Annotated in this window: 18 protein-coding genes and 1 pseudogene; 10 read left to right on the forward strand and 9 right to left on the reverse strand. The window is 61.0% G+C overall.

Annotation, left to right across the window (positions count from 1 at the left end):
* Complete coding sequence (locus MJ643_RS01000; protein ID WP_038409419.1) at positions 1-915, reverse strand: universal stress protein; 915 nt, start codon at positions 913-915, stop codon at positions 1-3.
* A gap of 186 nt (positions 916-1,101) precedes the next feature.
* Here MJ643_RS01000 and MJ643_RS01005 point away from each other — a divergent pair, with 186 nt between their 5' ends.
* Positions 1,102-1,650 carry a GNAT family N-acetyltransferase gene (locus MJ643_RS01005; protein WP_024086871.1) on the forward strand — a complete coding sequence of 183 codons (549 nt, stop codon included), beginning with the start codon at positions 1,102-1,104 and terminating at the stop codon, positions 1,648-1,650.
* 27 nt (positions 1,651-1,677) lie between these two features.
* On the opposite strand, the gene MJ643_RS01010 is transcribed toward MJ643_RS01005, so the two are convergent.
* Positions 1,678-2,604, reverse strand: coding sequence for a universal stress protein (locus tag MJ643_RS01010; protein ID WP_038409417.1), 927 nt, complete (start codon positions 2,602-2,604; stop codon positions 1,678-1,680).
* Positions 2,605-2,976: 372 nt separating this feature from the next.
* Here MJ643_RS01010 and MJ643_RS01015 point away from each other — a divergent pair, with 372 nt between their 5' ends.
* The 3 genes from MJ643_RS01015 to MJ643_RS01025 are packed head-to-tail and all read left to right on the forward strand — an operon-like array spanning position 2,977 to position 5,272.
* Complete coding sequence (locus tag MJ643_RS01015) at positions 2,977-3,225, forward strand: hypothetical protein (protein ID WP_031324572.1); 249 nt, start codon at positions 2,977-2,979, stop codon at positions 3,223-3,225.
* A gap of 2 nt (positions 3,226-3,227) precedes the next feature.
* Entirely contained in the window at positions 3,228-4,049 is an 822-nt protein-coding gene (locus tag MJ643_RS01020; RefSeq protein ID WP_208209229.1) for a helix-turn-helix domain-containing protein, read from the forward strand.
* Positions 4,034-5,272 carry a DUF4010 domain-containing protein gene (locus MJ643_RS01025; RefSeq protein WP_208209230.1) on the forward strand — a complete coding sequence of 413 codons (1,239 nt, stop codon included), beginning with the start codon at positions 4,034-4,036 and terminating at the stop codon, positions 5,270-5,272. The genes MJ643_RS01020 and MJ643_RS01025 overlap by 16 nt, the downstream gene beginning before the upstream one ends.
* A gap of 125 nt (positions 5,273-5,397) precedes the next feature.
* Here MJ643_RS01025 and MJ643_RS01030 read toward each other — a convergent pair whose 3' ends face one another.
* Positions 5,398-7,026 carry a mechanosensitive ion channel domain-containing protein gene (locus MJ643_RS01030; RefSeq protein ID WP_023661498.1) on the reverse strand — a complete coding sequence of 543 codons (1,629 nt, stop codon included), beginning with the start codon at positions 7,024-7,026 and terminating at the stop codon, positions 5,398-5,400.
* A gap of 360 nt (positions 7,027-7,386) precedes the next feature.
* Between MJ643_RS01030 and MJ643_RS01035 the strand changes: the two genes are divergently transcribed.
* Positions 7,387-8,712 carry an SDR family oxidoreductase gene (locus MJ643_RS01035; RefSeq protein ID WP_038409413.1) on the forward strand — a complete coding sequence of 442 codons (1,326 nt, stop codon included), beginning with the start codon at positions 7,387-7,389 and terminating at the stop codon, positions 8,710-8,712.
* 224 nt (positions 8,713-8,936) lie between these two features.
* Positions 8,937-9,131 (forward strand): annotated as a pseudogene (locus tag MJ643_RS01040) (general stress protein); the annotation flags it as partial.
* A 146-nt stretch (positions 9,132-9,277) separates the two neighbouring features.
* Here the strand turns inward: MJ643_RS01040 and hutH are convergent.
* The 4 genes from hutH to MJ643_RS01060 all read right to left on the reverse strand — a co-directional run bounded on the left by hutH (position 9,278) and on the right by MJ643_RS01060 (position 13,539).
* Positions 9,278-10,801 (reverse strand): histidine ammonia-lyase, encoded by a 1,524-nt coding sequence (hutH, locus tag MJ643_RS01045; RefSeq protein WP_023661494.1) that lies wholly within the window; start codon positions 10,799-10,801, stop codon positions 9,278-9,280.
* Positions 10,802-10,813: 12 nt separating this feature from the next.
* Positions 10,814-11,647 (reverse strand): glycine betaine/L-proline ABC transporter ATP-binding protein, encoded by an 834-nt coding sequence (locus tag MJ643_RS01050; RefSeq protein ID WP_208209231.1) that lies wholly within the window; start codon positions 11,645-11,647, stop codon positions 10,814-10,816.
* Complete coding sequence (locus MJ643_RS01055) at positions 11,644-12,495, reverse strand: proline/glycine betaine ABC transporter permease (protein WP_038409409.1); 852 nt, start codon at positions 12,493-12,495, stop codon at positions 11,644-11,646. The genes MJ643_RS01050 and MJ643_RS01055 overlap by 4 nt, the downstream gene beginning before the upstream one ends.
* Positions 12,496-12,570: 75 nt before the next feature.
* Entirely contained in the window at positions 12,571-13,539 is a 969-nt protein-coding gene (locus MJ643_RS01060; RefSeq protein WP_015270114.1) for an ABC transporter substrate-binding protein, read from the reverse strand.
* 199 nt (positions 13,540-13,738) lie between these two features.
* On the opposite strand from MJ643_RS01060, the gene MJ643_RS01065 reads away from it, so the two are divergent.
* A complete protein-coding gene (locus tag MJ643_RS01065) occupies positions 13,739-14,653 on the forward strand; it encodes a LysR family transcriptional regulator (RefSeq protein WP_015270113.1) in 915 nt (304 codons plus the stop codon).
* 22 nt (positions 14,654-14,675) lie between these two features.
* On the opposite strand, the gene MJ643_RS01070 is transcribed toward MJ643_RS01065, so the two are convergent.
* Positions 14,676-17,219 (reverse strand): EAL domain-containing protein, encoded by a 2,544-nt coding sequence (locus tag MJ643_RS01070; protein ID WP_038409407.1) that lies wholly within the window; start codon positions 17,217-17,219, stop codon positions 14,676-14,678.
* 664 nt (positions 17,220-17,883) lie between these two features.
* Complete coding sequence (locus MJ643_RS01075) at positions 17,884-18,120, reverse strand: hypothetical protein (RefSeq protein WP_015270586.1); 237 nt, start codon at positions 18,118-18,120, stop codon at positions 17,884-17,886.
* Positions 18,121-19,054: 934 nt separating this feature from the next.
* On the opposite strand from MJ643_RS01075, the gene MJ643_RS01080 reads away from it, so the two are divergent.
* From MJ643_RS01080 to MJ643_RS01090, 3 genes are all read left to right on the forward strand, one after another.
* The gene (locus MJ643_RS01080) at positions 19,055-20,560 is read left to right on the forward strand and encodes a PLP-dependent aminotransferase family protein (RefSeq protein WP_038409405.1); all 1,506 of its coding nucleotides are present in this window, start codon (positions 19,055-19,057) and stop codon (positions 20,558-20,560) included.
* A 111-nt stretch (positions 20,561-20,671) separates the two neighbouring features.
* The gene (locus tag MJ643_RS01085) at positions 20,672-21,742 is read left to right on the forward strand and encodes a TIM barrel protein (RefSeq protein ID WP_038409403.1); all 1,071 of its coding nucleotides are present in this window, start codon (positions 20,672-20,674) and stop codon (positions 21,740-21,742) included.
* A gap of 33 nt (positions 21,743-21,775) precedes the next feature.
* Positions 21,776-23,041 carry an MFS transporter gene (locus MJ643_RS01090; protein WP_023660577.1) on the forward strand — a complete coding sequence of 422 codons (1,266 nt, stop codon included), beginning with the start codon at positions 21,776-21,778 and terminating at the stop codon, positions 23,039-23,041.
* The last annotated feature ends 241 nt before the right edge of the window (positions 23,042-23,282 follow it).

Raw genomic sequence — 23,282 nt, forward strand, 5'->3', positions numbered from 1 at the left:
CTAGGGCTCCAAGGTTTCGGCCGCTTGAGGGTGAACCGCAAGGACGCTGCACGGCGGGCGGCTGACGATGCGTTCAGTGGTGTCGCCGAGCAGTTTGTCCAGGCCCTTTGGCTGCACGACGCCCATGACCACCGCGTCGATATCCAGCGCAGCGACTTGCTCGCGAATCACCTGAACCGGGCCACCTTCCAGGAAGTGGCGGCAATCGGCCGGGACCCCCTCGGCATCCGCCAAGGTGTCGAACGGCTCCTTCAAGGCATTGCGCATCTCATCGATCCACGCCTGGGTAACGTTCATGTCCGAGGCGAACACGCCCGCCAGGTTGTAGGCCGAGAGCAGGTGCAGCTGTGCATCACATTGCAGTGCCAGCGCCTGCGCGGCACGAATCAGCCTGCGGTTGAAGGACGCCTGGTCCTCGGGGGTTTCGCTGAAGGAGGTGTCCACGGCGACCAGCACGCGCCGGGGCAGCGACACCGCCGCCTCCGGTACGAAGTGCGTGATGCCCTTCAAGCCCCGCATCAACGCGCAATCCAGAGGCGTGCTGAACAGGCGCACCATGGTTGGCGTCACTTCGCTGTCCTTGATGACCATATCGGGGTGCAGTTCGCTGATGTAGTCGATGGCCTGGCTGCGGATGTCATCTGCCTGCAAGGTGTCGACCGTCAGAGCGATGCCGCTGCCACGGTGACGCTCGACCAACCCCGCCAGCCGCAAACCGTAGTGGTCGAACTGACGCCGGATATCGGCCTCGTTCAATCGCTCTTCGCGCAGCAGGTGCTCCTGCGTCGGTTCGAACAAGCCCAGTACATGCACACTGGCACCACTGACATGCGCCAGCGCCAGGGCCCGGCGCAGCGCGGCCGAATGCGGATCGAGCTCGGTGAGCAGCACCAGCAGTTGTCGATATTGACCCATGGCGAACCTCCGGGCTTGCGCGGCTGGCGTGATGATGTAGGCGATTGTCCGAAAGCAGGCCTGTTCGCGCTTGATGCAGATCAGAAAACCACCATCCGAGCCGGAACTTGACGATTGTCAGAACCGGCGCCGCCCAGCACGGTACAACAGCTCTGGCAAGCATCGACCAGGTGTCCGGGAGGCGACATGAACAGGCAGCAGACTGAAAAGCCAGACGCGTGCGAGTATTGGATCGAAAAGCTTTCTGATGGCTCTGCCGTACTGATCCGCCCCCTGCGCGAGGAAGACCGCGAAAGGGACCGCCGCTTTCTCAGCACGATCGCCTACGAGGCCCGGCGTTTCCGCTTCATTGCCGGCCTCAGTGGCGGTGTGCCGAGCCTGGATGCGCAGCATATGCCAGTGGATCATCACCAGTGCGAAGCCTACGTTGCCCTGGTCCATGCAGATGGCCAGTTGCGCCAGATCGGGGTCAGCCGGTATGCCAGTGTTCCCGGCAGCCTCCAGTGCGAATGCGCGGTAGCCGTAAATGAAGAATGGCAACGCAAGGGGCTGGGCCGGCTGCTGATGCAGCACCTGATTGCGGCCGCGAAGCGCAATGGCTTCCACTGCATGATCTCCAGGGACCTGGCGAACAACTACGCCATGCACCGGCTGACCAAGACCCTGGGGTTCACCTCCCGCTACCTGGGTGGCGATGTCAGCGAAATCCTTCACGAGCTCGATCTTCACGCCTGAAAGCAAGGCCCTTTCGGGCCTTGTCTCTCAGCCTTGGGAATGCTCTGGTGATATCACCAGCACGCTGCTGGACAACCGATGCAATACCCGCTCCGCAGTGCTACCGATGAACCAGCCAATGCCGCGATGGTGGTAACTGCCCATGACCAGCACATCGATATCATTGTTCTCCATGAACAGCGCCAGCACCTTGGCAGGGTCTCCCAGCCGCAGGTGGCGGTGTTCGGCGGCGATACCGTTACGTTCGGCCAGTGCCTGGAATGCCTCGCTTTGCGCCTCGTGCAGCGTCTGGGCGAGGTTGGAGTCGAACAGAAACGAATGCTCGCGGCTGCCGCCTGAGTCCAGGTACATGGACCCCAGGTCGTAGGCATATAGCAGTTCGATCTGGGCGTTGCACTGTAATGCCAGTTTCAGCGCTTCACTGATGATCTGGTCGTTGAACCCCTCGAACTGGTCCTCGGGGCGGGACAGGTCCACGGCAGCCAGAATCTTGCGCGGCAGCGCGTGGCTGGCCTGATGCACCAGGTGCAGGGGGATGCGGGTTTCCCGCAGCAACTGAATGTCGAGCGAGGTGAACATCGCCCGCGCCCACCAGGGCTCATGCTCGAAGGCCTTGATCAGCATGGCGAACGGCTGCTCGCGCAGGTGGACGAGGATCTCGTCCAGCGGATGCTGCACCCATACCACTTCGGTGGTGACCGTGACCCCGTTACGGCGCATCGAAAGCGCTTGGGTTTCCAGCCATCCACGGTGTTGCTGTACATAACCTTCACGCATCACAGCCAGTGCCTTGTCGTTGACCAGGCCCGCCGTGGCAAGGCCTTCGAGATAGTCGAAAGCAACGATATGCAGGGCCATGCCCTTGGCCTTGGCCAGCGCAGCCGCACGGTCGTAGACCGGGGTGCGCCGCATCAGAGGCGAGGCGATCAGCAGGAGTCTTTGCGGGTTGTCCATGGCGCACCTCAGCGGTTGGGAAGTGTTCCTGGATCATCCATCACCCGCACCTGGCGGATTTGATGTTTATCAACTGAACCACTGGGCGGACAAACGGCAACGCCCGCTGGGCGAAAATTTGATGCTGGTCAAAGCTCCTGGCCCTTAACGGCGCAATCTGACCCTACACCAACAACAATCATCGAATGCCCCGGAGGCGTGCCATGGCGCTCATGAAAACCATCGAGTGTCGCCTATGGTCGTTCGCCAACCGGCGCGATAGTGCGATGAAAATGGCCATCACGCCCTGAACACCCCTGTTGCCGGCAGGGATGCCTTCGTTTTCGCATGGATTTGCAGTTGGTTTGCTCATGCATGCTTTTGGAGGCTTCCATGAACATCTACGTCGAAAATAGCCCTCAGCAGAACCGCTGGTGGGTCCGCATGGACGACTGCCGGGTGAGCTTCGTTACGTCCGCCGAAGCGCAAGCCTTTGTCGACCGGTTGAATGCGCGCCTCAACGCGCCCCACTCGCGGGACATGCTCGCCGACTGGTCACCACGCCCAGGTATGGGCAGCGTTGGCAAAACCAATGCAGGGATGGCAGCCCAGGCAGGTCTCCGATGCGCGAAGGAGGCCTGAAAATGACTGGCCTACTGAAAGTGACCTTGCTCGACCAACCTGCAGCGTCGAGCCCGGCAACACCGATTCACCTGAAACCGCTGACGACCCTGTGCACAGAGTGCCGTGTCAGCGGGCTGTGCCTGCCCACCGGTTTACCCGTGCATGACAACAGTTGCCTGGGCGCACTGATCGGCCCGCGCATGCGTATTCGCAAAGGCGCCGCGCTGTTCAACGCCAACGATCCGCTGACGACGCTTTATGCCGTGCGCTGTGGCAGCTTCAAGACCAGCCTGAACAGCGCCGAAGGCCAGGGAGTGGTGATCAATTTCTGGATGCCGGGCGATGTACTTGGGCTCGACGCCATCGCCACCGAACATCACGTATGCGATGCCATTGCCCTGGAAGACAGCGAGGTGTGCCCTGTCCCCTATCGCCGGCTGCAGGCATTGGCGCGTAACTTTCCCGTCCTGCAGCAAAGCCTGAACCGTTTGATGAGCCGAGAAATCGTGCGTGAGCATGAGCGGGTGCTGATGCTGTGCAACCTCACCGCCGAACAGCGCCTGGCAAGCTTCCTGGTTGGGTTGTCACAGCGCTTCGTCAGCCGCGGTTACTCTGCCCACGGCTTCATGCTGCGCATGTCCCGGGAAGACATGGCTTCGTACCTGGGCCTGCGCCTGGAAACCGTGTGTCGCTCGGTCGCCCGCTTGCGCGCGCTGGGCATCGTCAGCATGCGTGGCAGGCTTGTCGAGATACTCGATTTGCCAGCCTTGATAGCCCTCGAGCAAGGCAGCGCGGAAGTCACCCCCAAGGACACCCCGAAGGCGCCATGCTCGACGCGGTGAATGTCGGCCACGGTGCCATCGCGCTGGGCATCGGCATGCTGGTGGGGCTTGAGCGCGAGCGCAAGAAAGGCCGCAATGAAGATCATGCCGCTGCTGGCCTTAGGACCTTCGCCATCACCGCCCTGCTGGGCTACGTCAGCATGTTGCTGGCCGGGCCGGTGCTGGTCGGGGTCGCCAGCCTGGGCCTGGTTCTGATGCTGTGCATGCATTACCGCAAACACGCCGACAAAGACCCTGAAGTCACCAGCGAAATCGCTCTGCTACTGGTGCTGACGCTGGGCGCACTGAGCCTTGACGAGCCAGAACTTGCCACGGCGGTCGGCGTGGTGTTGACCGTGCTGCTGGCACTGCGCCGCGAGCTGCACCATTTCGTGCTCCAGCAGCTGAGCGAGGAAGAGCTGCGCGATGGTTTGATGCTGCTGACGGTAGCGCTGGTGGTGCTACCGTTGACACCGGACAGGTTCATGGGGCCGTATGGCGCACTCAACCCTCGCACCATCTGTACGCTGGTCGTCCTGCTGATGACCGTCGGTGCACTGGGGCATATCGCAATGCGTCTGGTGGGCCCACGCTACGGCTTGCCCCTGAGCGCGATCGCCTCAGGTTTCGCCTCCGGCACGGCAACCATTGCGCTGCTTGCCCATGAGGCACGTCGGCAAGTCACAGCCGTGAGGCCCTTGGCCGCCGCTGCCGTACTGTCGAACCTCGCCAGCATCGCGCAATTCGCCCTGGTGCTAGGCATCGTCGACCGACACCTGTTGAAGCCTTTCGTGGCCTCGATCGGGCTCGGTACCGTGGGTACGGTGGTTTACGGCACTTTGTTGCTTGCGCCCTGGCGCAGCGACCAAGGCACTTCAACAGCGCATCAGGGCGATGGTGCCTTCGATCTCTTCACAGCCCTGATCATCACCGTCGCGCTGACCGGAATCGCCTTGTTCTGTGCATTTCTACTTCACCATCTGGGCCACAACGGGGTCAGTATCGCGGCCTTCATCAGCGGATTGGCCGATGCTCACGTAGCGACAGCGTCGGTCGCCTCACTGGTCGTTGCCGGTAGACTCGGTGTAGATGGCCTGGTAGTACCCGGTTTACTGGCATTGACCGGCAATACATTGACCAAATGTATTCTGTCCCTCGGTAGCGGCGGCTGCAGCTTCGGGAGATACCTTGTTCCCGGCCAACTGGTCATCCTCGGCGCAATGTGGCTGGGGCTTTTGATATGAGGTTGTATCAGCAACCTGAAGAGGCGTGCCCGCAACGAAGCCGGCCAGGAAGGCAACGGCCTGGCCAACGCGGGTTCGGGAGCACCGTCGGCAGCATGGCGACCCCGTGATCGCCGGTTATGACGCTATTCCCCCTGCTGGCCAACATCAGGTTTCCGCGCAGGTGCCGTGAACCAGCGCTCGTGCGGCACCCACTTTTCCTGCGCGGGGTCGCCCAGGTAATGCGGCGACATGATCTGCACCCCGTACTCGTTGAACACATCCTGAATATTGCCGTGCAACAGGCTCAGCAGTTCTGCCCGAGGCCGTGGCTCACTCGGCACCGCCTGCGCCACCAGGCGATACTCGGGGTAGAAATCCGAAAGCCCGGTCTGAAACACCTGCGGCCTGGGTTTTTCCAGTATGCCGTCGGTACGCTTGGCCGCCTCCACCAGCATCGCCTCCACTTGGCGCCACGGCGTGTCGTAACCGATGGTGACCACAGTATCGACGATGTAGCCCTGCCCCTGTACAACACGTGAAAAATTGCGTGTCACCGAGCCGGTGATCATCGAGTTGGGCAAGGTCAAGACTTCGCCCAGTCCAGTGCGGATCGTGGTGTTGAACATGCCGACTTCGGTCACCGTGCCCTCGTGGTCACCTACCCGCACATACTCGCCAGCCTTCAAGGTGCGTGAATAGGTCAGGATCAGGCCCGCTGCCGCCTGCCCGACAATGCTGGAGGCGCCGAGAGAAATCATCAGACCGAGCAGCACTGACAGCCCCTTGAAGGCGTCGGTGCCGGAACCCGGCAGGTACGGGTACGCCATCACCAGGGCGAACAGCCAGATGGCAAGTGAGGTCAGGCGTGTGGTTGGCTGCAGGGTTTCCTCGGTCAGCCACTTGAGGGTGCCCGGCCGGGCCATGCGCTCCAGCAGGCGCCGACTGAAGCCACTGATACCGCGGGCGATGAAAAAAATGATGATGGCCACGGCGATGCCGGGAATTGCCTGCAAAATGCCGTCGAGCAGATAACGTAACAGGTCGATCAAGTGGACGTTGAGGCTTTCCCCCCAAGGCCGGGTGTAGGGGAATTGCGACAGCACGAAGCTCAGCCACTGGTAGCTCAGCAACAGTACTACGCCCCAGTGCAGCAGCCGCAACAGGCGTTCGATCACGGTGTAGACCAGCTGCATGTCCAACAGCGGCATCTGCCCGAGCCGTATCTGCCGGGCGCGCTCGCGCATCAGCTGCGGCAACAGGCCTTGGAGCCTGCGCCGAGCCAGGTTGGTGCCCTTGATGAGCACCACGTAGATCAACGTGGCCAGCACCGAGTAGCCTGCTGCCTTGAGCAGAAAGCGCAGGCTGCGGGCCTGACCGGTCTCGTCGACCACCAGGCGCAGCATAGCGGCTGCCTGCTCGGCGGCTTCGCGAGTATCGCCACCGGCCAGGCCCAGGTCCTGCGGCGCAATGATGAAGGCACGCCGCTCTCCCAATAGCACCAGGTGGCTATTCAGGATGGGGTCGACGCTGACCTTCAGCTCATCAGTCCCGCGCAATGCCTCTTCGATCACGGCTGTGGCCCGTTGCACCCGCGCCGCCGGCGTTTCCCCCAGCAAGGTGGCGTGGAAGATGAAGATGCTGCGATTGGCGATGGTCAGCTCGGCCGGTTCACCGGGTACGCCATCTGTGGCACTGCCTGCAACGTCGATACCGTGCCCGGCCAAGGGCTGCAGGGTGAAAAGAATCAACAGCAGGCAATAAAGGCGCTTCATCATGAAATCCCCGGGCCCCTATGGCGAAAACCATGCAGGTAGTGATAGCACAGCGTTTACTGCCCAGGGCCGAGGAACCAGCGGAAATACGGGCGCGGCGGTTCAGGACATCATCCAGTGACACACGGATGCAACGAAGCACCGTTTGGTACCACCGGACTTGTTGGTCTGAACTTTGCCGTCCGCCCTGGCTTCCCCTGCATATCCAACACGCAAAGATGCGCCTGCCGGGCAGGTGCCAACGAGCGCGTTGGTATCCGGAGCGTTGCTGGCCCGCGCGGCGTCAAGCGCACCGGGCCTGCTTCTGACTAGCACAGCAAAGGCTGGCATTTCCGAGGTCCAACTACAGGGGTTTGCAAAATGATCGATCAAGCGACAGGTATGAAACCAGGAGAACGCTATCGCGTGGAAAACGTGGAGCGGGCTCATCAGTTCCCTGGCTTCTTTCAAGACGGGAAGTATTATCTCGGCCCTGAGCTTTTGACCGCCGTGGGGTGGATCGAAGGCACGCGCTTCATCTACGACAGCGTGGATGCCGAGGGTGAACCCGTGTTTCCGAACCGGGAGGCTGGCACGATTGAAGGGCTGAGGTTGACCCTGGTCGATGGCACCGCTCTTGAGCTTTCTCGGATCGAGGCCAGCGAAACGATCGCGCCACTTGACGACCACAAGAAATCTGGCACAGAACAGGAAGCGCCCCGCGGGGGCGTTCAGAGCAGAGGTCCACTGCGCGGCAAAGTCGTGGTGATCACTGGCGCTTCCAGCGGTATCGGCCGGGCCGCCGCGCACGCATTTGCCTGCAAGGGTGCTCGCCTGGTGCTCGCTGCGCGCGATGAAGAGGCGTTGTTCGACGTGCTGGATGAATGCACCGACTGCGGTACCGATGCCATCGCGATCACGACCGACGTCACCCGCAACGACCAGGTGCAAGCGCTGGCCGCACAGGCAGCAGAGTTCGGCCACGGGCGAATCGATATCTGGATCAACAACGCCGGCGTTGGGGCGGTCGGCAATTTCGAGGAAACACCGCTGGAGGCCCACGAGCAGGTCATTCAGACCGACCTGATGGGTTACCTGCGCGGTGCGTTCGTAGCCCTCCCCCTCTTCAAAGCCCAGGGCAGCGGCATCCTGATCAACACGCTGTCACTGGGCAGCTGGGTGGCCCAACCCTATGCAGCCGCGTACTCGGCGAGCAAGTTCGGCTTGCGCGGCCTGACCGAGGCGCTGCGGGGGGAACTGACGGAGTTTCCCGATATCCACGTGTGCGATATCTATCCGGCCGTCATGGACACACCGGGCTTCCGAGACGGCGGCAACTACACAGGCCATGCGCTGACGCCTCCGGGCCCTGTATATGATCCCGAACTTGTGGCGAAGGCGATGGTGGCCTGTGCAATTTCACCACGCGCTCACACCACGGTCGGTGCCACAGCCCGCCTGGCGCATCTGGCCAGCTACCTGGTACCGGGCCTGCCTCTGTTATCGGGGTGGCTGACGCGTCGGGGGATAAACCGCAGTCCCAAAGCCGAAACATCATCTGGCAACCTCTTTGAGCCGCCGAGCGGCAGGAGGAGTGTCGACGGAGGCTGGAGGAAGCCAAAGGACAAGACGCCTCTCCTGATCGGCGCCGCGGCGCTTGGAATGATCGTAGGCTTTGCAATCACCCATTCACGACGCAGGAGCTGAACAACCGTGCCGTCAAAGTCGATGCAAGCCAGGTCCTTCCCAAAGGTTGGCGAACAAAGCTCTGCTGCACCACAGGCGCCCGCACGGGTTCTTTCGCGCAACCCGTCGGGCCGAACAAAATGCAGTAGAGCAAACGCCCCTCTGCCTGACGTCCGAATTGAACACAGACTTTCCTGTGTGACGACATGAGGTGAAAGATCATGGCTGACAACCAAAGCAATCGTGGCAACCAAGGTGGTAACGCACAGAACAACCCAGGCAACTTTGCCAATGACCGTGAGAAGGCATCGGAGGCAGGTCGCAAAGGCGGTCAGAGCTCTGGGGGCAACTTTGCCAACGACCGTGAACGCGCCTCCGAGGCTGGACGTAAAGGCGGACAGAACAGCCACGGCGGCGGTCGTGGTAGCGAAAATCGCTAACTTGAAATGAGCTCGGCCAGGGTGCATGGCACCCTGGCCTTTTTTCTGAATATTGGTCGTTCACAATCAAGGGGGCATTTGCCCCCCCCCCGATTGCACAGGTCCTGCCCCTCACGAGCCGAAGCCATGAGTGGCCCTTGCATTGGTCATAGCAGCTCGGGGAATGCAGCGCCAAGCAGGCCCGGATCCTTCAGGATCGATGCGCTGCTGGCGATATCCGGGGCCAGCCAACGGTCCTGGGCATACGCCGGGACCCGTTCGCGCAACAACCGCCAGGCAACGTTGGTACCCGCGCCAAAGCGCTGCTCCTTGAGGAACTCGAATGCCTGGGCCGCCAACAGGTATTCGATGGCGAGGATCTGCGTGCAGTTCTCCAGGGCGCGGTGCAGCTTCAACCCGGCATTGGTGCCCATGCTCAGATGATCCTCCTGCAGGCCGGAGGTGACGTAGTTGTCGACGACTGCCGGTTGTGCCAGCTGACGGTTTTCTGCACACAGTGAAGCAGCCACGTACTGGACAATCATCATCCCCGAATTAACTCCCGGCTGGCTGACCAGGAAAGCCGGCAAACCGCTGACCAACGGGTTGATCAGGCGATCGAGACGACGCTCGGCAATCGCCCCGATCTCGGCCACCGCGATGGCCAGCAAGTCAGCCGCCATGGCCACCGACTGGCCGTGCGGATTCGCCTGGGAAACCACCCGATACGACTCGGGCGTACCCAGCAGCATCGGGTTGTCGGTGGTGGAGTTGAGTTCGGTTTCGATCTGCCGCGCAGCGTGGTCCAGCTGGTCGCGGGCGGCGCCATGAACCTGCGGAATCGAGCGAATGCTCAACGCGTCCTGGGTGCGAATGCCTTGGCTGCTGGCAATGATTTCGCTGCCGTCGAGCAGGCGCCGCAGGTTACTGCCCACGCGCTGCATGCCGGGGTGCGGTTTCATCGCGATGATTTCAGGGTCGAAGGCATCGAGCTGGCCGCGCAGGGCCTCGAAGCTCATGGCACTGATAACATCCGCCCATTGGCTCAACCGCGTGGCATCGTCCAGGGACAGGCAGCTAAGGCCGGTCATGCAAGGGGTACCGTTGACCAGGCACAGGCCATCCTTGGCACCCAGTTTGACCGGCGCCAGGCCGACCTCGGCCAAGGCCTGCTGCGCCGGCATGATCTGGCCGCGATAGCTGACCTGGCCGACGCCCAGCAAGCTGATGCTGATATGCGCCATGTGGGTCAGGTACCCCACCGACCCCTGCTTCGGCACCTGCGGTGTGATGTGCTGGTTGAGCAAGGTCAGCAGCGCCTCGACCACCTTGCGCTGCAGGCCGGAACGGCCCTGGCAGAAATTGATGATCGCCGCGCACATGATCGCCCGGGTCTGTTCGTCCGACAGCGCCGTACCCACGCCACAGGCATGGCTGAGCAAGGTGTTGTGCGACAGCTGGCTGAGTTGTTCGTCCTGCAACGAGACATTGCACAAGGCGCCAAGCCCGGTGTTGACGCCATAGGCGCGGTCACCGCTGGAAACGATGCGCTGGACAATCGCCTGGGCGTTCTCGATCCGTGCCCAGGCCGATGGGGCCAGCTCAAGCTTCGCGCCATGCCGGGCCACTGCCACCACGTCCTGCCAACGCACTGGCGCGTCGGCGATGATGATTCTTTCGGCAAACGACATACACCCGGTTCCTTAAAGCGAAGCTACGCGACGCTGCACGAAACGATCTACATATTCGTCCGCAGGTTGGTAGAGGATTTCTTTCGGCGTACCGACCTGGACCAGGCGACCGTCCTTGAGAATGGCAATCCGGTTGCCGATACGCACCGCCTCGTCCAGGTCGTGGGTGATGAACACGATGGTCTTGTGCAGTGTCTTCTGCAGCTCCAGCAACTGGTCCTGCATTTCGGCGCGAATCAGTGGGTCGAGCGCACTGAAGGCTTCGTCCATCAGGATGATGTCGGTGTCGGCTGCCAGAGCGCGGGCCAGGCCGACGCGCTGACGCCTGCCGCCCGACAACTGGTGCGGGTACGACTTTTCGTAACCCTTGAGGCCCACGGTGTTGATCCAGTGCAGGGCACGCTCTGCGCACCTGGCCTTGCTCTCGCCACGGACTTTCAGGCCGTAGGCGACGTTATCCAGCACGCTGCGGTGCGGCAACAGGCCGAAGCTCTGGAATACCATGCTGATCTTGTGCCGGCGGAATTCGCGCAGGGCGTCCATGTCGTACTGCAGAATGTCTTCGCCATCGACCAGGATCTGGCCGCTGGTCGGGTCGATCAGGCGGTTGAAGTGGCGCACCAGGGTCGACTTGCCCGAGCCCGACAGCCCCATGATCACGAAGATCTCGCCGCTGCCGATGGACAACGAGAGATCGTTGACCCCGACCACGCAGCCGGTTTCGGCCAGGACCTGATCCTTGGCTTTTTGCTGGCGGATCAGTTTCAGGGCATCTTCGGCGCGAGCACCGAATATCTTGAAGACATTCTTGACTTCGATCTTGTTCATTGTCTGTTTGGCGCTCATTTGCCCACCCCATGCCGTGGTCGGCCATAGGCCTGGGTAATGCGGTCGATCACGACCGCCAGAATCACGATGGCCAGGCCCGCTTCGAGGCCGCGGCCCACATTCAGGGTCTGGATGCCGACCAGGACGTCTTCACCCAGGCCGCGGGCACCGATCATCGAGGCGATGACCACCATCGACAGGGCCATCATGGTGGTCTGGTTGATACCGGCCATGATGCTCGGCAACGCCAGTGGCAGCTGCACACCGAACAGTTGTTGCATGCGATTGGCACCGAAAGCGTTGATCGCCTCCATGACCTCGCCATCCACCTGGCGAATGCCCAGGTCAGTCAGGCGAATCAGCGGCGGCGCGGCATAGATGACGGTGGCAAAGATCGCCGGCACCTTGCCCAGGCCGAACAGCATCAGCACCGGGATCAGGTACACGAAGCTGGGCATGGTCTGCATAATGTCGAGCAGCGGCATCAACACCGCCCGCAGGCGATCGTTGCGCGCCGACAGCACGCCCAGCGGAATGCCGACCAGGACCGATATCAGCGTTGCGACCAGCATCAGCGCCAGGGTCTGCATCAGCTTGTCCCAGAGGCCGACCGCGCCGACCAAAAAGAGCAAGCCGACGATCACGGCAGTGGTCACGACTTTACGGGTGGCGTGCCAGGCGATACCGGCAACAACGGCCAGCATCAGCCACCAGGGTACTGCGCGCAGCAGGCCTTCGAGGTTGACGATGGCCCACAGCAGGGTGTCGGAGATGTGCCGGAACACGTCACCGTAGTTGGTTACAAGCGCATCGACCCAGCCATTTACCCAGTCGGCAATGGAAAACGTGAAGTTCTTGGGAAACATGGAATTCTCTCGAGCAAGTGCATGAAACGGACTGTCGCGTGCCTTGTCCGGCAGGAGCCGGACGAACCCATACGCTCAGAGTGCCGCGTCCACCTTTTTGGCTGCGTCTTCGCTGACCCAGCTGTGCCAGACCTCGGGGTGCTCCTTGAGGAACAACTTGGCCAGTTCCGGCGACTCGATGCGATCTTTGCTCATGCGCGCCAGGTTCTGGTTCAGCAGGTCGATCGGCAGATTGACCTTTTCCAGCACCGCCACCAGTTCCGGCGCCTGCTCGTGGAAGGCCTTCGACAGGCCCACTTTGATGGTCAGGGATTTATCCACGCCTGGCTTCTCGTCCAGCTTGACCAGGTCGACCAGGCCCATCAGCGGCGTCGGCGACCAGTAGTAGAACAGGATCGGCTCGCCACGCTTGTAGCTCGACAGCACGGCGGCATCCAGTGCCGGGCCGGTGCCCGGGCGGAAGTTGGTGTAGCTGCTTTCCAGGCCGTAGTGCTTGAGCATCTCGCTGTTGTCCAGCTCGCAGGTCCAGCCGGCCGGGCAATTGTAGAAGCGCCCCTTGTCCGGCTCTTCCGGGTCCTTGAATACCTGGGCGTATTGCCCAAGATCAGCGATGGTCTTGAGGTTCGGTGCCTTGGCTTCGAGTTTGCGCTTGGGGTCGCCTTCGATCACGTAACGCGGCACATACCAGCCTTCGACTGCGCCAACGACCGGCGCGCCGACGCCAACGACCTTGCCGGCGGCCGCAGCCTTGTTCCAGACCTCGCTGCGCCCTACCCACTCTTCGGCAAACACCTGAATGTCGTTGCTGCTCAGGGCGTTTTCCATGGAGATGGAGTTACCCGGCAGGCTGTCGGTTTCACAGCCATAACCATTTTTCAGCACGAACTGCATCACGTCGGTGAGCAGCATCCCGCTTTCCCAGTTCAATCCGGCGAATTTCACCGGTTTGCCAGACTCGCACCAGCCGGCCGCCTGGCTGGCACCAGCGGCCGCCAGCAGCCCGAAAGATAGTGTGGTGGTCAGCAGAGCCTTTGTAATTTTCATTGTGACGCTCCCAAACAAGAACATGGATTGCAGTAGTCGAGGGCATCCGGCCCAAAGAGGGTCGCCAAACTGGCTGATCAGCCTTGCAATCGGCATCGGCGTGGCACCTGTGATCGGTTGCCACTACACAGAGGAAATATTTCACAACCTCAAAAAAGGATAAAATAATATGTCCTGATGTATCACAACGGAAAAACCTATGAAGTTCACACTGCGACAACTGCGCTACGCGCTCGCAGCGGCCAAGCACGGGAACCTCACGACTGCCGCCATGGAGCTTCATGTTTCGCAGCCCTCCATTTCGGCGGCCATCAGCGAATTGGAAGAGGTGCTGGGCCAATCGATTTTCGTGCGCCAACGTGGCCTCGGCATATCGCTGACCCCGTTCGGGCGTACCGTCATGGTCCAGGCCCGCCGCGTTCTGAGCGAGGCTCGGACCTTTGCCGAGATCAATGCCAATGCGGGAGAGTGTGTCGGAGAGTTGGTGGTCGGGTGTTTTGAAGACCTGGCGCCCTATTGCCTGCCACAGATCGTGCGCCGGATGCAGGAGTCCTGCCCGAGGGTCACGGTCGATATGCGCGAAGGCAGCTTCGATTATGTTGGCAAGCGGCTGAGTGAGGGTGCGATAGAGCTGGCGATCACCTACGATCTGGGCCTGCCGCCGAACACTCAATGCACCCAGCTGTGTCAGCTGACCGCTCAGGTACTGCTGGCTGCCGATCACCCGTTGGCCAAGGAATCGCGCGTCAGCCTCAAAGCGCTATCCGAATACACATTGGTAGTCACCGATCAGGTCCACAGCTGGCAGCATGTGCTGGATCTGTTCAGCTTCTACGATCTTTCGCCCGCCGCTGTACACCGTGTGCGCACCTTCGAGATGCAGCGTAGCCTGGTCGCCAACGGGTTTGGCGTGGCGCTGATCTACACCCGGCCGTTTGGTGACCGCAGTTATGATGGTCAAGCGCTGGTGTGTCGGCCGACCGAGGAGAAATTGCCAACGCACAGCATCGTGCTGGCGCATGATCAACGCTATCCGCTGACGCCTTCGGCTGAGGCGTTCAAGGAGCTGGCGGTGGCATGGTTCGCGGAACGGCCGTCGTTTGCATCCGAATGAAACTGCCCTCCTCTGCGAAGCGTCATTGCGCTAACGACACCTGGTCTTTCATCATCCCCATCAGTGCCTCGTTTTCCAGCGGTTTGCTGAGCAGGAAGCCTTGTACTTCATGGCATTGGTCATCGCTGAGCAAGGCCAATTGCTCGGCGGTCTCGACACCTTCGGCAGTCACCGTCATGCCCATTGCATTGCCAAGGTTGATGATGGCCTGGACCACGCTACGGTCGCTGCCGCTCTTGCCCAGGTGCTGCACGAAGCGCTTGTCGATCTTGATGCTGTCAAACGGGTAGGTACGCAGGTAGCCCAGCGAGGAGTAACCGGTCCCGAAGTCGTCCATGTTCAGGCGCACGCCCAGCTCCTTCAGTGCAAGCATGGTGTGCAGTGCGCCTTCGACATCGTTGAGCATGACGTTTTCGGTAATTTCCAGCTCCAGGCGGTGGGCTGGCAGCCCGGTGGCGCGCAACGCGTTACCGACGTCGCGGACCACATCACTGCGGCTGAACTGGGCCGGCGACATGTTGACCGAAACCATCACCGCCTGCGGCCAGCCCCGCGCCTTGATGCAGGCGTCATGCAGCACCCAGTTGCCAAGCAGCACGATAAGGTCGGACTCTTCGGCAAGTGGAATGAAACGGTCCGGGCGCAGCAGGCCCAAGCGAGGGTGTTGCCAGCGCACCAGGGCCTCGGCCGATGCGATCGAGACCCCATCGACCTTGAAGCGCGGCTGAAAATGCAGCACCAGTTCGCCACGCGGTATACCCTCGCGCAACTCGCTTTCCAGCACACGTTTCTCCATCAATGCTGCGTTCATCTGTGCCGAAAAGAAGCGCCAGGTGTTCTTGCCCGCCTGCTTGGCGCTGTAAAGGGCCACGTCGGCGTGCCGGATCAGGTCGCTCGGTGTACCGGGGTATTCGGCCGACAGCACTACACCCAGGCTCACCCCCACTTGCACGACATGCCCTTCGACCTGAATGGGGCGCTTGATCGCCTCGATCACGCGCATGCAGAACCGGTCCATGTCTTCGTGATCGCCCGGCCGGGTAAGTACGACGATGAATTCATCACCTCCCAGACGGGCGACCAGATCACTGTCACGGGTAGCTTGACCGAGGCGGCTCGCTACCTCGAGCAGCACCGCGTCGCCGGCTGGATGCCCAAGGCTGTCGTTGATGGGCTTGAAGTTGTCCAGGTCCAGCATCAACAGCGCCAGCTGGGCGCCAGGCGTTGATTGTTCGAGAAAACGGAACAGCTTGTTGCGATTCGGCAGGCCGGTCAGGGCGTCGTGCAAAGACAGGTGCTGAATCTGGGCATGGGCGGCCACTTCGTCGGTGATGTCGCTGCACGTGCCACGAAAGCCGGTACAGACGCCCTCTGCCACGATCGCACGAGATGCGATCCTGCAGATACGCTGTTGACCGAGATGGTCCTGGTACTGGCAACGCAGCGTGCCGGAAGAGCCTGTCGCGGCCAGGCTGTGCAGCGAGGTCCGCAGGTTACTGGTGTCACACGACAGCAACTTGGTAATCGGGCGCTGTCGCCACGCCTCGACCGGGTGCCCGGTGAGTGCGGTGAACCGGTCCGACAGGTAGGTCAGCCGAAGGAGTACATCAGTTTCCCATATCCAGTCCGACGCGGCTTCGGCCACGGCCTTGAAGCGCTCTTCACTCGATTGCAGGGCAGCCCTGGAAGTCACCAGAGCACGGTGGCTACGATCGATCCTGGTGCTGGCCCGAATCGCATAGCGTGCAAACAATGCCATGCTCAACGCGATGAATAGAACAGCGATAGCCAAGGGCGCGATAACCGTCTGGGTCAGTTCGGTGCCAGGCTGCGGTATATCCCATGTCAAGGCGTGGCCGCTGCCTTCGAGTGGCAGGGCACCGCGCCCTTGGCGCTGATCGGCCGAATCGTCCACGGCCAGGCCGGACAACCCCGCCGCCTGGCCCAGCGGCAAAAGCACCTGTGGCGATAGAACCCGAATGAACACCAACACCGCAGTTGGTCCCGGCGGGCGGGCCGGCTGGGTCTGCGGGCGGATCAGTGCAGCGACGTACACCGCCGGCTGGCCACGAAAGACCAGGTAGCCTGAAGACGCCTGATCGTGCTGAGCTGCTTGCCGAGCCTCCTGCAGGATCTTGCCAGCACTGACAGTATGATGCTCCAGGCCCTGCTGGCTGAGCTTACCGTCCAGTATTGCGTACCGAGTGCCGTCGTCATCGAGCACATATACGCCTTCGTACCCATCGGAGGTATAGAGCGTGGCGCCGACGTTGTCCTCGTCGTATGCCCAATGTGCATCGACCTGCCCGCCCAAGTGATCATAGGCGGCCTGCCAGTTGGCATGGGTCAGCAGGAACGTCTTGTCGTTTTTCTGCAACTGGGCCATGGCGGATTCAGCATAGAAGCGGCTTTGCTGCACTTGCCGGGCATCCAGCGCCTCGGCGAGGCGGTAGAGGGAGAACAGCCCCAGTAACAAGGCCAGCAGCAGAATCAAGGAAAACACCACGATCAGTTGCCCGACCACATGACTACGGGTCGACATTTCATTGTCAGCAAGGACGTCCATTGGTTCACCATCGCGGCCTAGGGTCTCCCGGTTGACCGGGCGGCAGGCTTGGAGGTCGATGGAGCTGACGATCGGTGGTTGGCGAAAGGCAACCTAGAGCCTGATACGGGGCTATGGTCAGTACAGCGCGGGGGCCTGCCAGCGGTGAACGACCGCCAGGTTGGATAACGGTTCTGGTGCGTACCGCGGATAACGACCCATAGCTGTCGTTTTGCCCAACGGCGATCATTGTGGGAGCGGGTTTACCCGCGAACACCGGCATAGCCGGTGCCATGCACCATGTCGCATTCTTCGCGGGTAAACCCGCTCCCACAGGGCCGGCGTCGCACTTGAGATCACACGGTACCTGTGGGAGCGGGCATGCCCGCGAACACCGGCAAAGCCGGTGCCATTCACCGCGTCGTCTGCTTCGCGGGCGCGCCCGCTCCCACAGATACTGCGCGGGCTTCGAGTTGGCGCTGAACCTGTGGGAGCGGGCTTGCCCGCGAACACCGGCAAAGCCGGTGCCATCCACCGCGTCGCCTGCTTCGCGGGCGCGCCCGCTCCCACAGATACTGCGCGGGCTTCGAGTTGGCGCTGAACCTGTGGGAGCGGGTTCACCCGCGAAGGGGCCCTCGAGGTCAATCACGGCTGCCGCTTGAGTCAAACAAAGCCCAAACGCTCGTCAGACACCCGGTACCGTCTTCCGCCCAACCAGTTGCTGTCTCTCCACCCCATCCAGCAACGCCTCCACCACCGCCTTGGCCGAATCCAGCCCATGGTCATTGCTCAACAACAGATCACGACAGGTTCCCTTGGCCAGCTCCAGTGCCTTGAGATTGGTCGCAAAAGCGCCTTTGAGCAGCGTGGACAGATGCACCAGCGCATCTTCGTAGTCCACCCCAGAACGCACGGCAAACAACGGCGGATGGCTGCATTCGCACGTGGAGAAACTGGAGGACGCCGTGGTGGCGCGTACGGGAGGATCGGGTAAGCCTTTTGTCATTGTGTCGCTCCTTGATTCACTGGAGCCGCCACACAACGTGACCAAACGAATGGGTGGCGACTGTACGCGGGTTGGTCAACCGGGAATCAAGGAAACCGGCGCGCACGGAGGCGCCCCACGCACAGCCGCCATAAAACGAAACAGCGGGCACAAAAAAGCGCCAACTGTATCGCAGAGCGGGCGCTTGTGCGCCTTGATGATTGCGGGTGACCAAACCCGGCCGCTGGACTTACAGCAGCGGGCAAAGACTACCGGTGTCAGGGAAGCGTTTCAAGCGAAGGGAATGTGCAGTAACACTTCCATTGGCGCCTCTCACTCATCACCGGCCGGCGAGTCAGCAGTGATCACCATGTTGTGTCGCCTGCACCGGCCTCTTCGCGGGTAAACCCGCTCCCACAGGAGCGGCGTCGCGCTTACGAAACCAGTTATCCTTTAGCGTCCGCTTTGGGCCAAAAGCGATCGACCGCGAATGGCGGCTAACGACCCACGGCGGACACTGATCCAAAGCTCTGTAGTCAGTACCGGCCTCATCGCCGGCAAGCCGGCTCCCACAGGAATATCACCAACTTTCAGGCATGCGCTGTACCTGTGGGAGCCGCGCTTGCCGGCGATGGGCCGCGAAGCGGCCCCGGTTACAGGTGTCCGCAATGGATCGTTAGCAGCCATTCGCGACTGAGCGTCAACGACCCAAAGCGGACGCTTTATTCGGTCTTTTCTGCAGTATCCAGCCATCAAACTGCACCGGACATCAAAGCCGGACGGATGACTTATCGGGTATCGCTCGCTACCCTGAAAGCCCCGTCGCCTGACGGTTTCCAGGTCAAGTCCCATTTCACCAGACGAGCATGTCATGAAATCCCCCACAGGTTTGCTGCTGTCGGCTATCGAACTGGACCGTGCCAGTGCCATACCTCTGTACCGTCAACTGTATCTGCAAATTCGCAAACAGATACTCAACGGCAGAATTCAGGGGGGCGTGCGCCTGCCGTCGACGCGGACCTTGAGCATCGAGTTGGGGCTGTCGCGGATCACCATCCTCAATGCTTTCGATCAGTTGATTGCCGAAGGTTTCCTGGCCTCGCGCACGGGTGCAGGTACGTATGTCGGTACTGAGTGGGAAAACCGGAGTATCGAGGACGAGCAACCGCGCCAGCCACCGCGCCTGTCCGAACTGAGCCAGTCGATGCTGTCGCTGCGCAGCGATCATTTTCGCGGGGTGTCCTATGCCGACTGGGATCCGGCGACGCCGACCTCCTTCCTGCCCAGTCACAGCACCTATGAAGGGTTTCCGCAAGCAATCTGGCGGCGCCTGATGAACCGACATTTGCTAAAGCCAACCAAGGCGATCCTGGGTTATGGCGAGTTGCAAGGCTTGCAGGCGTTTCGCACAGCGATTGCCGAGTATGTCTTCGATGCGCGAGGTATCGACTGCAATGCCGGGCAGGTAGTGATCGTTTCCGGCGCGCAGCAAGCATTCAACCTGCTGGGCATGCTGCTGCTCAATCCGCAGGACAGTGTCTGGATGGAAGACCCTGGGCACATCGCCGCGCGAATTGCGTTGCAAGCCCAGGGGGCCCGGATCATTCCGTTGCGTATTGATGAACAGGGGATCGATGTCCAGCAAGGCCTTGCCGAGTGCCCTGATGCGCGCCTGGTATTCTGTACGCCTTCGCGTCAGCATCCTTTGGGTGTCACCCTGAGTTATGTGCGGCGCCAGGCACTCATCGACTGGGCTGCGAAGCATCAGAGCTGGATCATCGAGGACGATTGCGACAGCGAGTTTCGCTACAGTGGTCGACTTCTTCCGGCACTGTATGCCATGGACCAGATGGCCAGAGTGATCTACGTCGGCACGTTCAGCAAAGTGCTCTTCCCGTCACTGAGACTGGGCTATGTGATTCTGCCGCAGGCTCTGGTCGAGCCCTTCTGCACCCTGCGCGCGGTCATGGATCGCAGCCCGCCCACACTGCTTCAGGCCACAACGGCCGACTTCATGAGCGAAGGCCACTTCCTGGGGCACATCCGCCGCATGCGTGCACTGTACAAGGCGCGCCAGCAGGCGTTGATCGAACAACTTGAAAAGCAGATCGGCAGCTTTTTCAGGATCACTCCGACGGATGCTGGCATGCACCTGATCGCCTGGCTGCCCCCCGAACTCAGTGACACTGAAATCGCCCGGCAACTGGCCCGACACAACATCCACACCTACGCCTTGAGCGACTACCGCATCAAGCGTGACCTGCCGCCTGCCCTGTTGATCGGTTTTGCCGGCACGCCTGAAAAGCAGGCCCGGGAGCGTGTCGAGGAGCTGGCCCAGGCTTTGCACACGCTGGGTTATCTTCCGCCGACCACTTGATGCGTGGAAAGTGGCCTTATCAATTAATTGATAATGGATCTATCGAGAGTTCCTGGCTGGCGCGATAAAGGCTGCGCCGGTAGACCGGTGCCTGAACCAGGAACAACTCTAATGAACAACAAGATCCAGGAACGATTCAACGCCTTGCTGAGCCACAAGGTGGTCGAACACGTGGCTGCTCCAGTGCTGACAGAGGCACTGGCCCAGCGGTTGCTTGAGCGTCTCGGGCAATTGCGCCTGTTTGCCCACGCCTACCCGCTACTGACCAACCTCACCCACGGTCGTGTCACACCCGCGGACATGCTGGACTTCGCCTATCGCCACGAGCTGCAAGGCCTGAGCCTGCACTTGCTCGACGGCGAGGAAAACAGCCTGAGCCAGATGTCGCCAGAGCAGCTCCAGGTGTTTGCCAGCAAGGCCAAGGCGCTGGGGCTGGATGTGCATCTGGAAATCAGCAGCACGCTGAAAAAGGATGTCGACCAGGTGATCGCCATCGCCAACGCACTGGGCGTGCGCAACATCCGTGTCTACTCACGTTACGAGGGTCCGCTGTCGCGGGTCATGGACGTGATCGAGACCGACCTGCACTACCTCGCACAACAGGCCGATGCCAACGATCTGTACTTTGACTTCGAGCAGCATGAAGAACTCAAGAGCAGCGAAATCGCGCAGCTGCTCAACCGTGTCAACCACCCTCGCCTGCATGCCCTGTTCGACTTCGGCAACATGATCAATGCCTGCGAACAGCCCCTGCAGGCCCTGCACAACCTGGCGCCGCACATCCGCCAGGCTCACCTCAAGGGCGTACGCATCGTCCCCGAACAAAACGGCTTCGGCCATTACGGCGTGTTGCAAGGCAGCGACGAAGACGATCTGCCCAGCGCCCGCATGCTGTTCGAACTGTTGATGCTGGGCGAAGCAACCCCGCAAGTGATCGCGTTCATTCTCGAGCAGGAAAATCACTACGTGGCCCCGGCCTTCCGCCAGAGCCTCGAAGCAGCCGATCCATTCATTGCTTACCGGGAGATGAGCGAAACGCCGCTCCCGAAAGGCTACTCGCTCGAGCGCATGCTGGCCGACGAACACCGCTGGGCGAACAATCAGGTGGCCTATGTCCGAGGTTTGCTGGGCGAACTGCGCACCTTGGCTGAACTGACCCTGGCCGCTCCTTCCAACGCCTGAACCTGACGACCCGATTACGCCCGGAGAACAATAATGACAACTCAAAACAAGGCCAAATGGCTCAGATTCCTGATTCTCATCCTTGGTGGCGGCACCATTTACAAGCTGGCGAATCTCAAGGACGCCTTCTATGTCCCCATGCAGGAATTCATGGGCCTGAGCCACACTGAAATCGGCATGCTGTTGAGTGCCAACGCGATCATCGCGACTGCACTGTTCGTGGTTGGTGGCCTGCTCGCCGATCGCTACGACACGCGCAAACTGATCCCCCTCGGCCTGATCGGGACCGGGAGCCTGGGGTTGTACCTGGCGACCTTTCCGCCCTTCAGCAGTTTGCTGATCGTGTTCAGTCTGTTGGCCGTCTGTGCCGACTGCCTGTTCTGGCCATCGCTGCTCAAGGCCATCCGCAATCTGGGTGACGATCAGGAGCAAGGCCGGTTGTTCGGCCTGCTGGAAGGCGGGCGCGGCGTGGTTGATACGCTGGTGGCCTTTTCCGCACTGGGCGTGTTCGTCGCCATGGGCTCGGGGGAAGCCGGCCTGAAATCGGCGATCCTGTTCTACTCGGTCATCGACATTCTGGCTGGCACCCTGACCTGGGTCCTGCTCAAGGGCGGTAATGCGCAATCGGCCACCAAGCCGAAAAACGGTCTGGCAAACCTGATGGAGGCTATCAAGGTACCCGGTATCTGGTTGGTCAGCCTCAATGTGTTCATGGTCTACATCGTCTACTGCGGCCTGACCTATTTCATCCCCTACCTCAAGGAAATGTACGGGTTGCCAGTAGCGTTGGTAGGCGCCTACGGCATCATCAATCAATACTTCCTGAAAATCCTCGGCGGGCCTGCCGGCGGTTTCATTGCCGACAAGCAGTTCAAGAGCACCAGCCGTTATCTGAAGTGGGCATTTCTGGCGCTATTGCCGCTGATGGCCGTGATCATGCTGATTCCTAAAAGCCCGGGCTTCATCTATGCGGGGATGGCGGCCACCCTATCCTTCGCCCTGATTGTTTTCTCGATGCGCGGCGTGTTCTGGGCACCCATGGGCGAAGTCGGCATTCCCCAGCACATCACCGGCTCGGCCTTCGGCATCGGTTGCCTGATCGGCTATGCCCCTGGCATGTTTGCCTACGTCATCTATGGCGCGATCCTCGACCACTTCCCTGGTCAACAGGGCTACAACTATGTGTTCATTCTGATGAGCGTGCTGGCCATTGCAGGCTTCATGGTGTCCAGCCTTCTCTATCAAGCGGTACGCAAAAAATCCGTGCTCTCTGGCGGGGCCGACGCGGTACAAGCCTGATCGTCGTCACGGACTACAGGAGGAGGATTCGTCCATCATGCCGACTCCTCCTCCGCCCACTCGACGAAATGCATTTTCATCCTGGAACGACGCGGCTGGAACATCGGAAATGGCCAAATCCATTGATTGATAGTGACCGTTTTCGATCTGCAAGCGACGTCCAGAACATTCTGCGTCGGGGACTGCGTCATAACCTGACACTCGGAACGAAACGCACTACTCCTTGCTTGCGCGGCCGGAG

It is taken from the genome of Pseudomonas sp. PNPG3, assembly GCF_023093815.1.
GTDB lineage: Bacteria > Pseudomonadota > Gammaproteobacteria > Pseudomonadales > Pseudomonadaceae > Aquipseudomonas > Aquipseudomonas asiatica.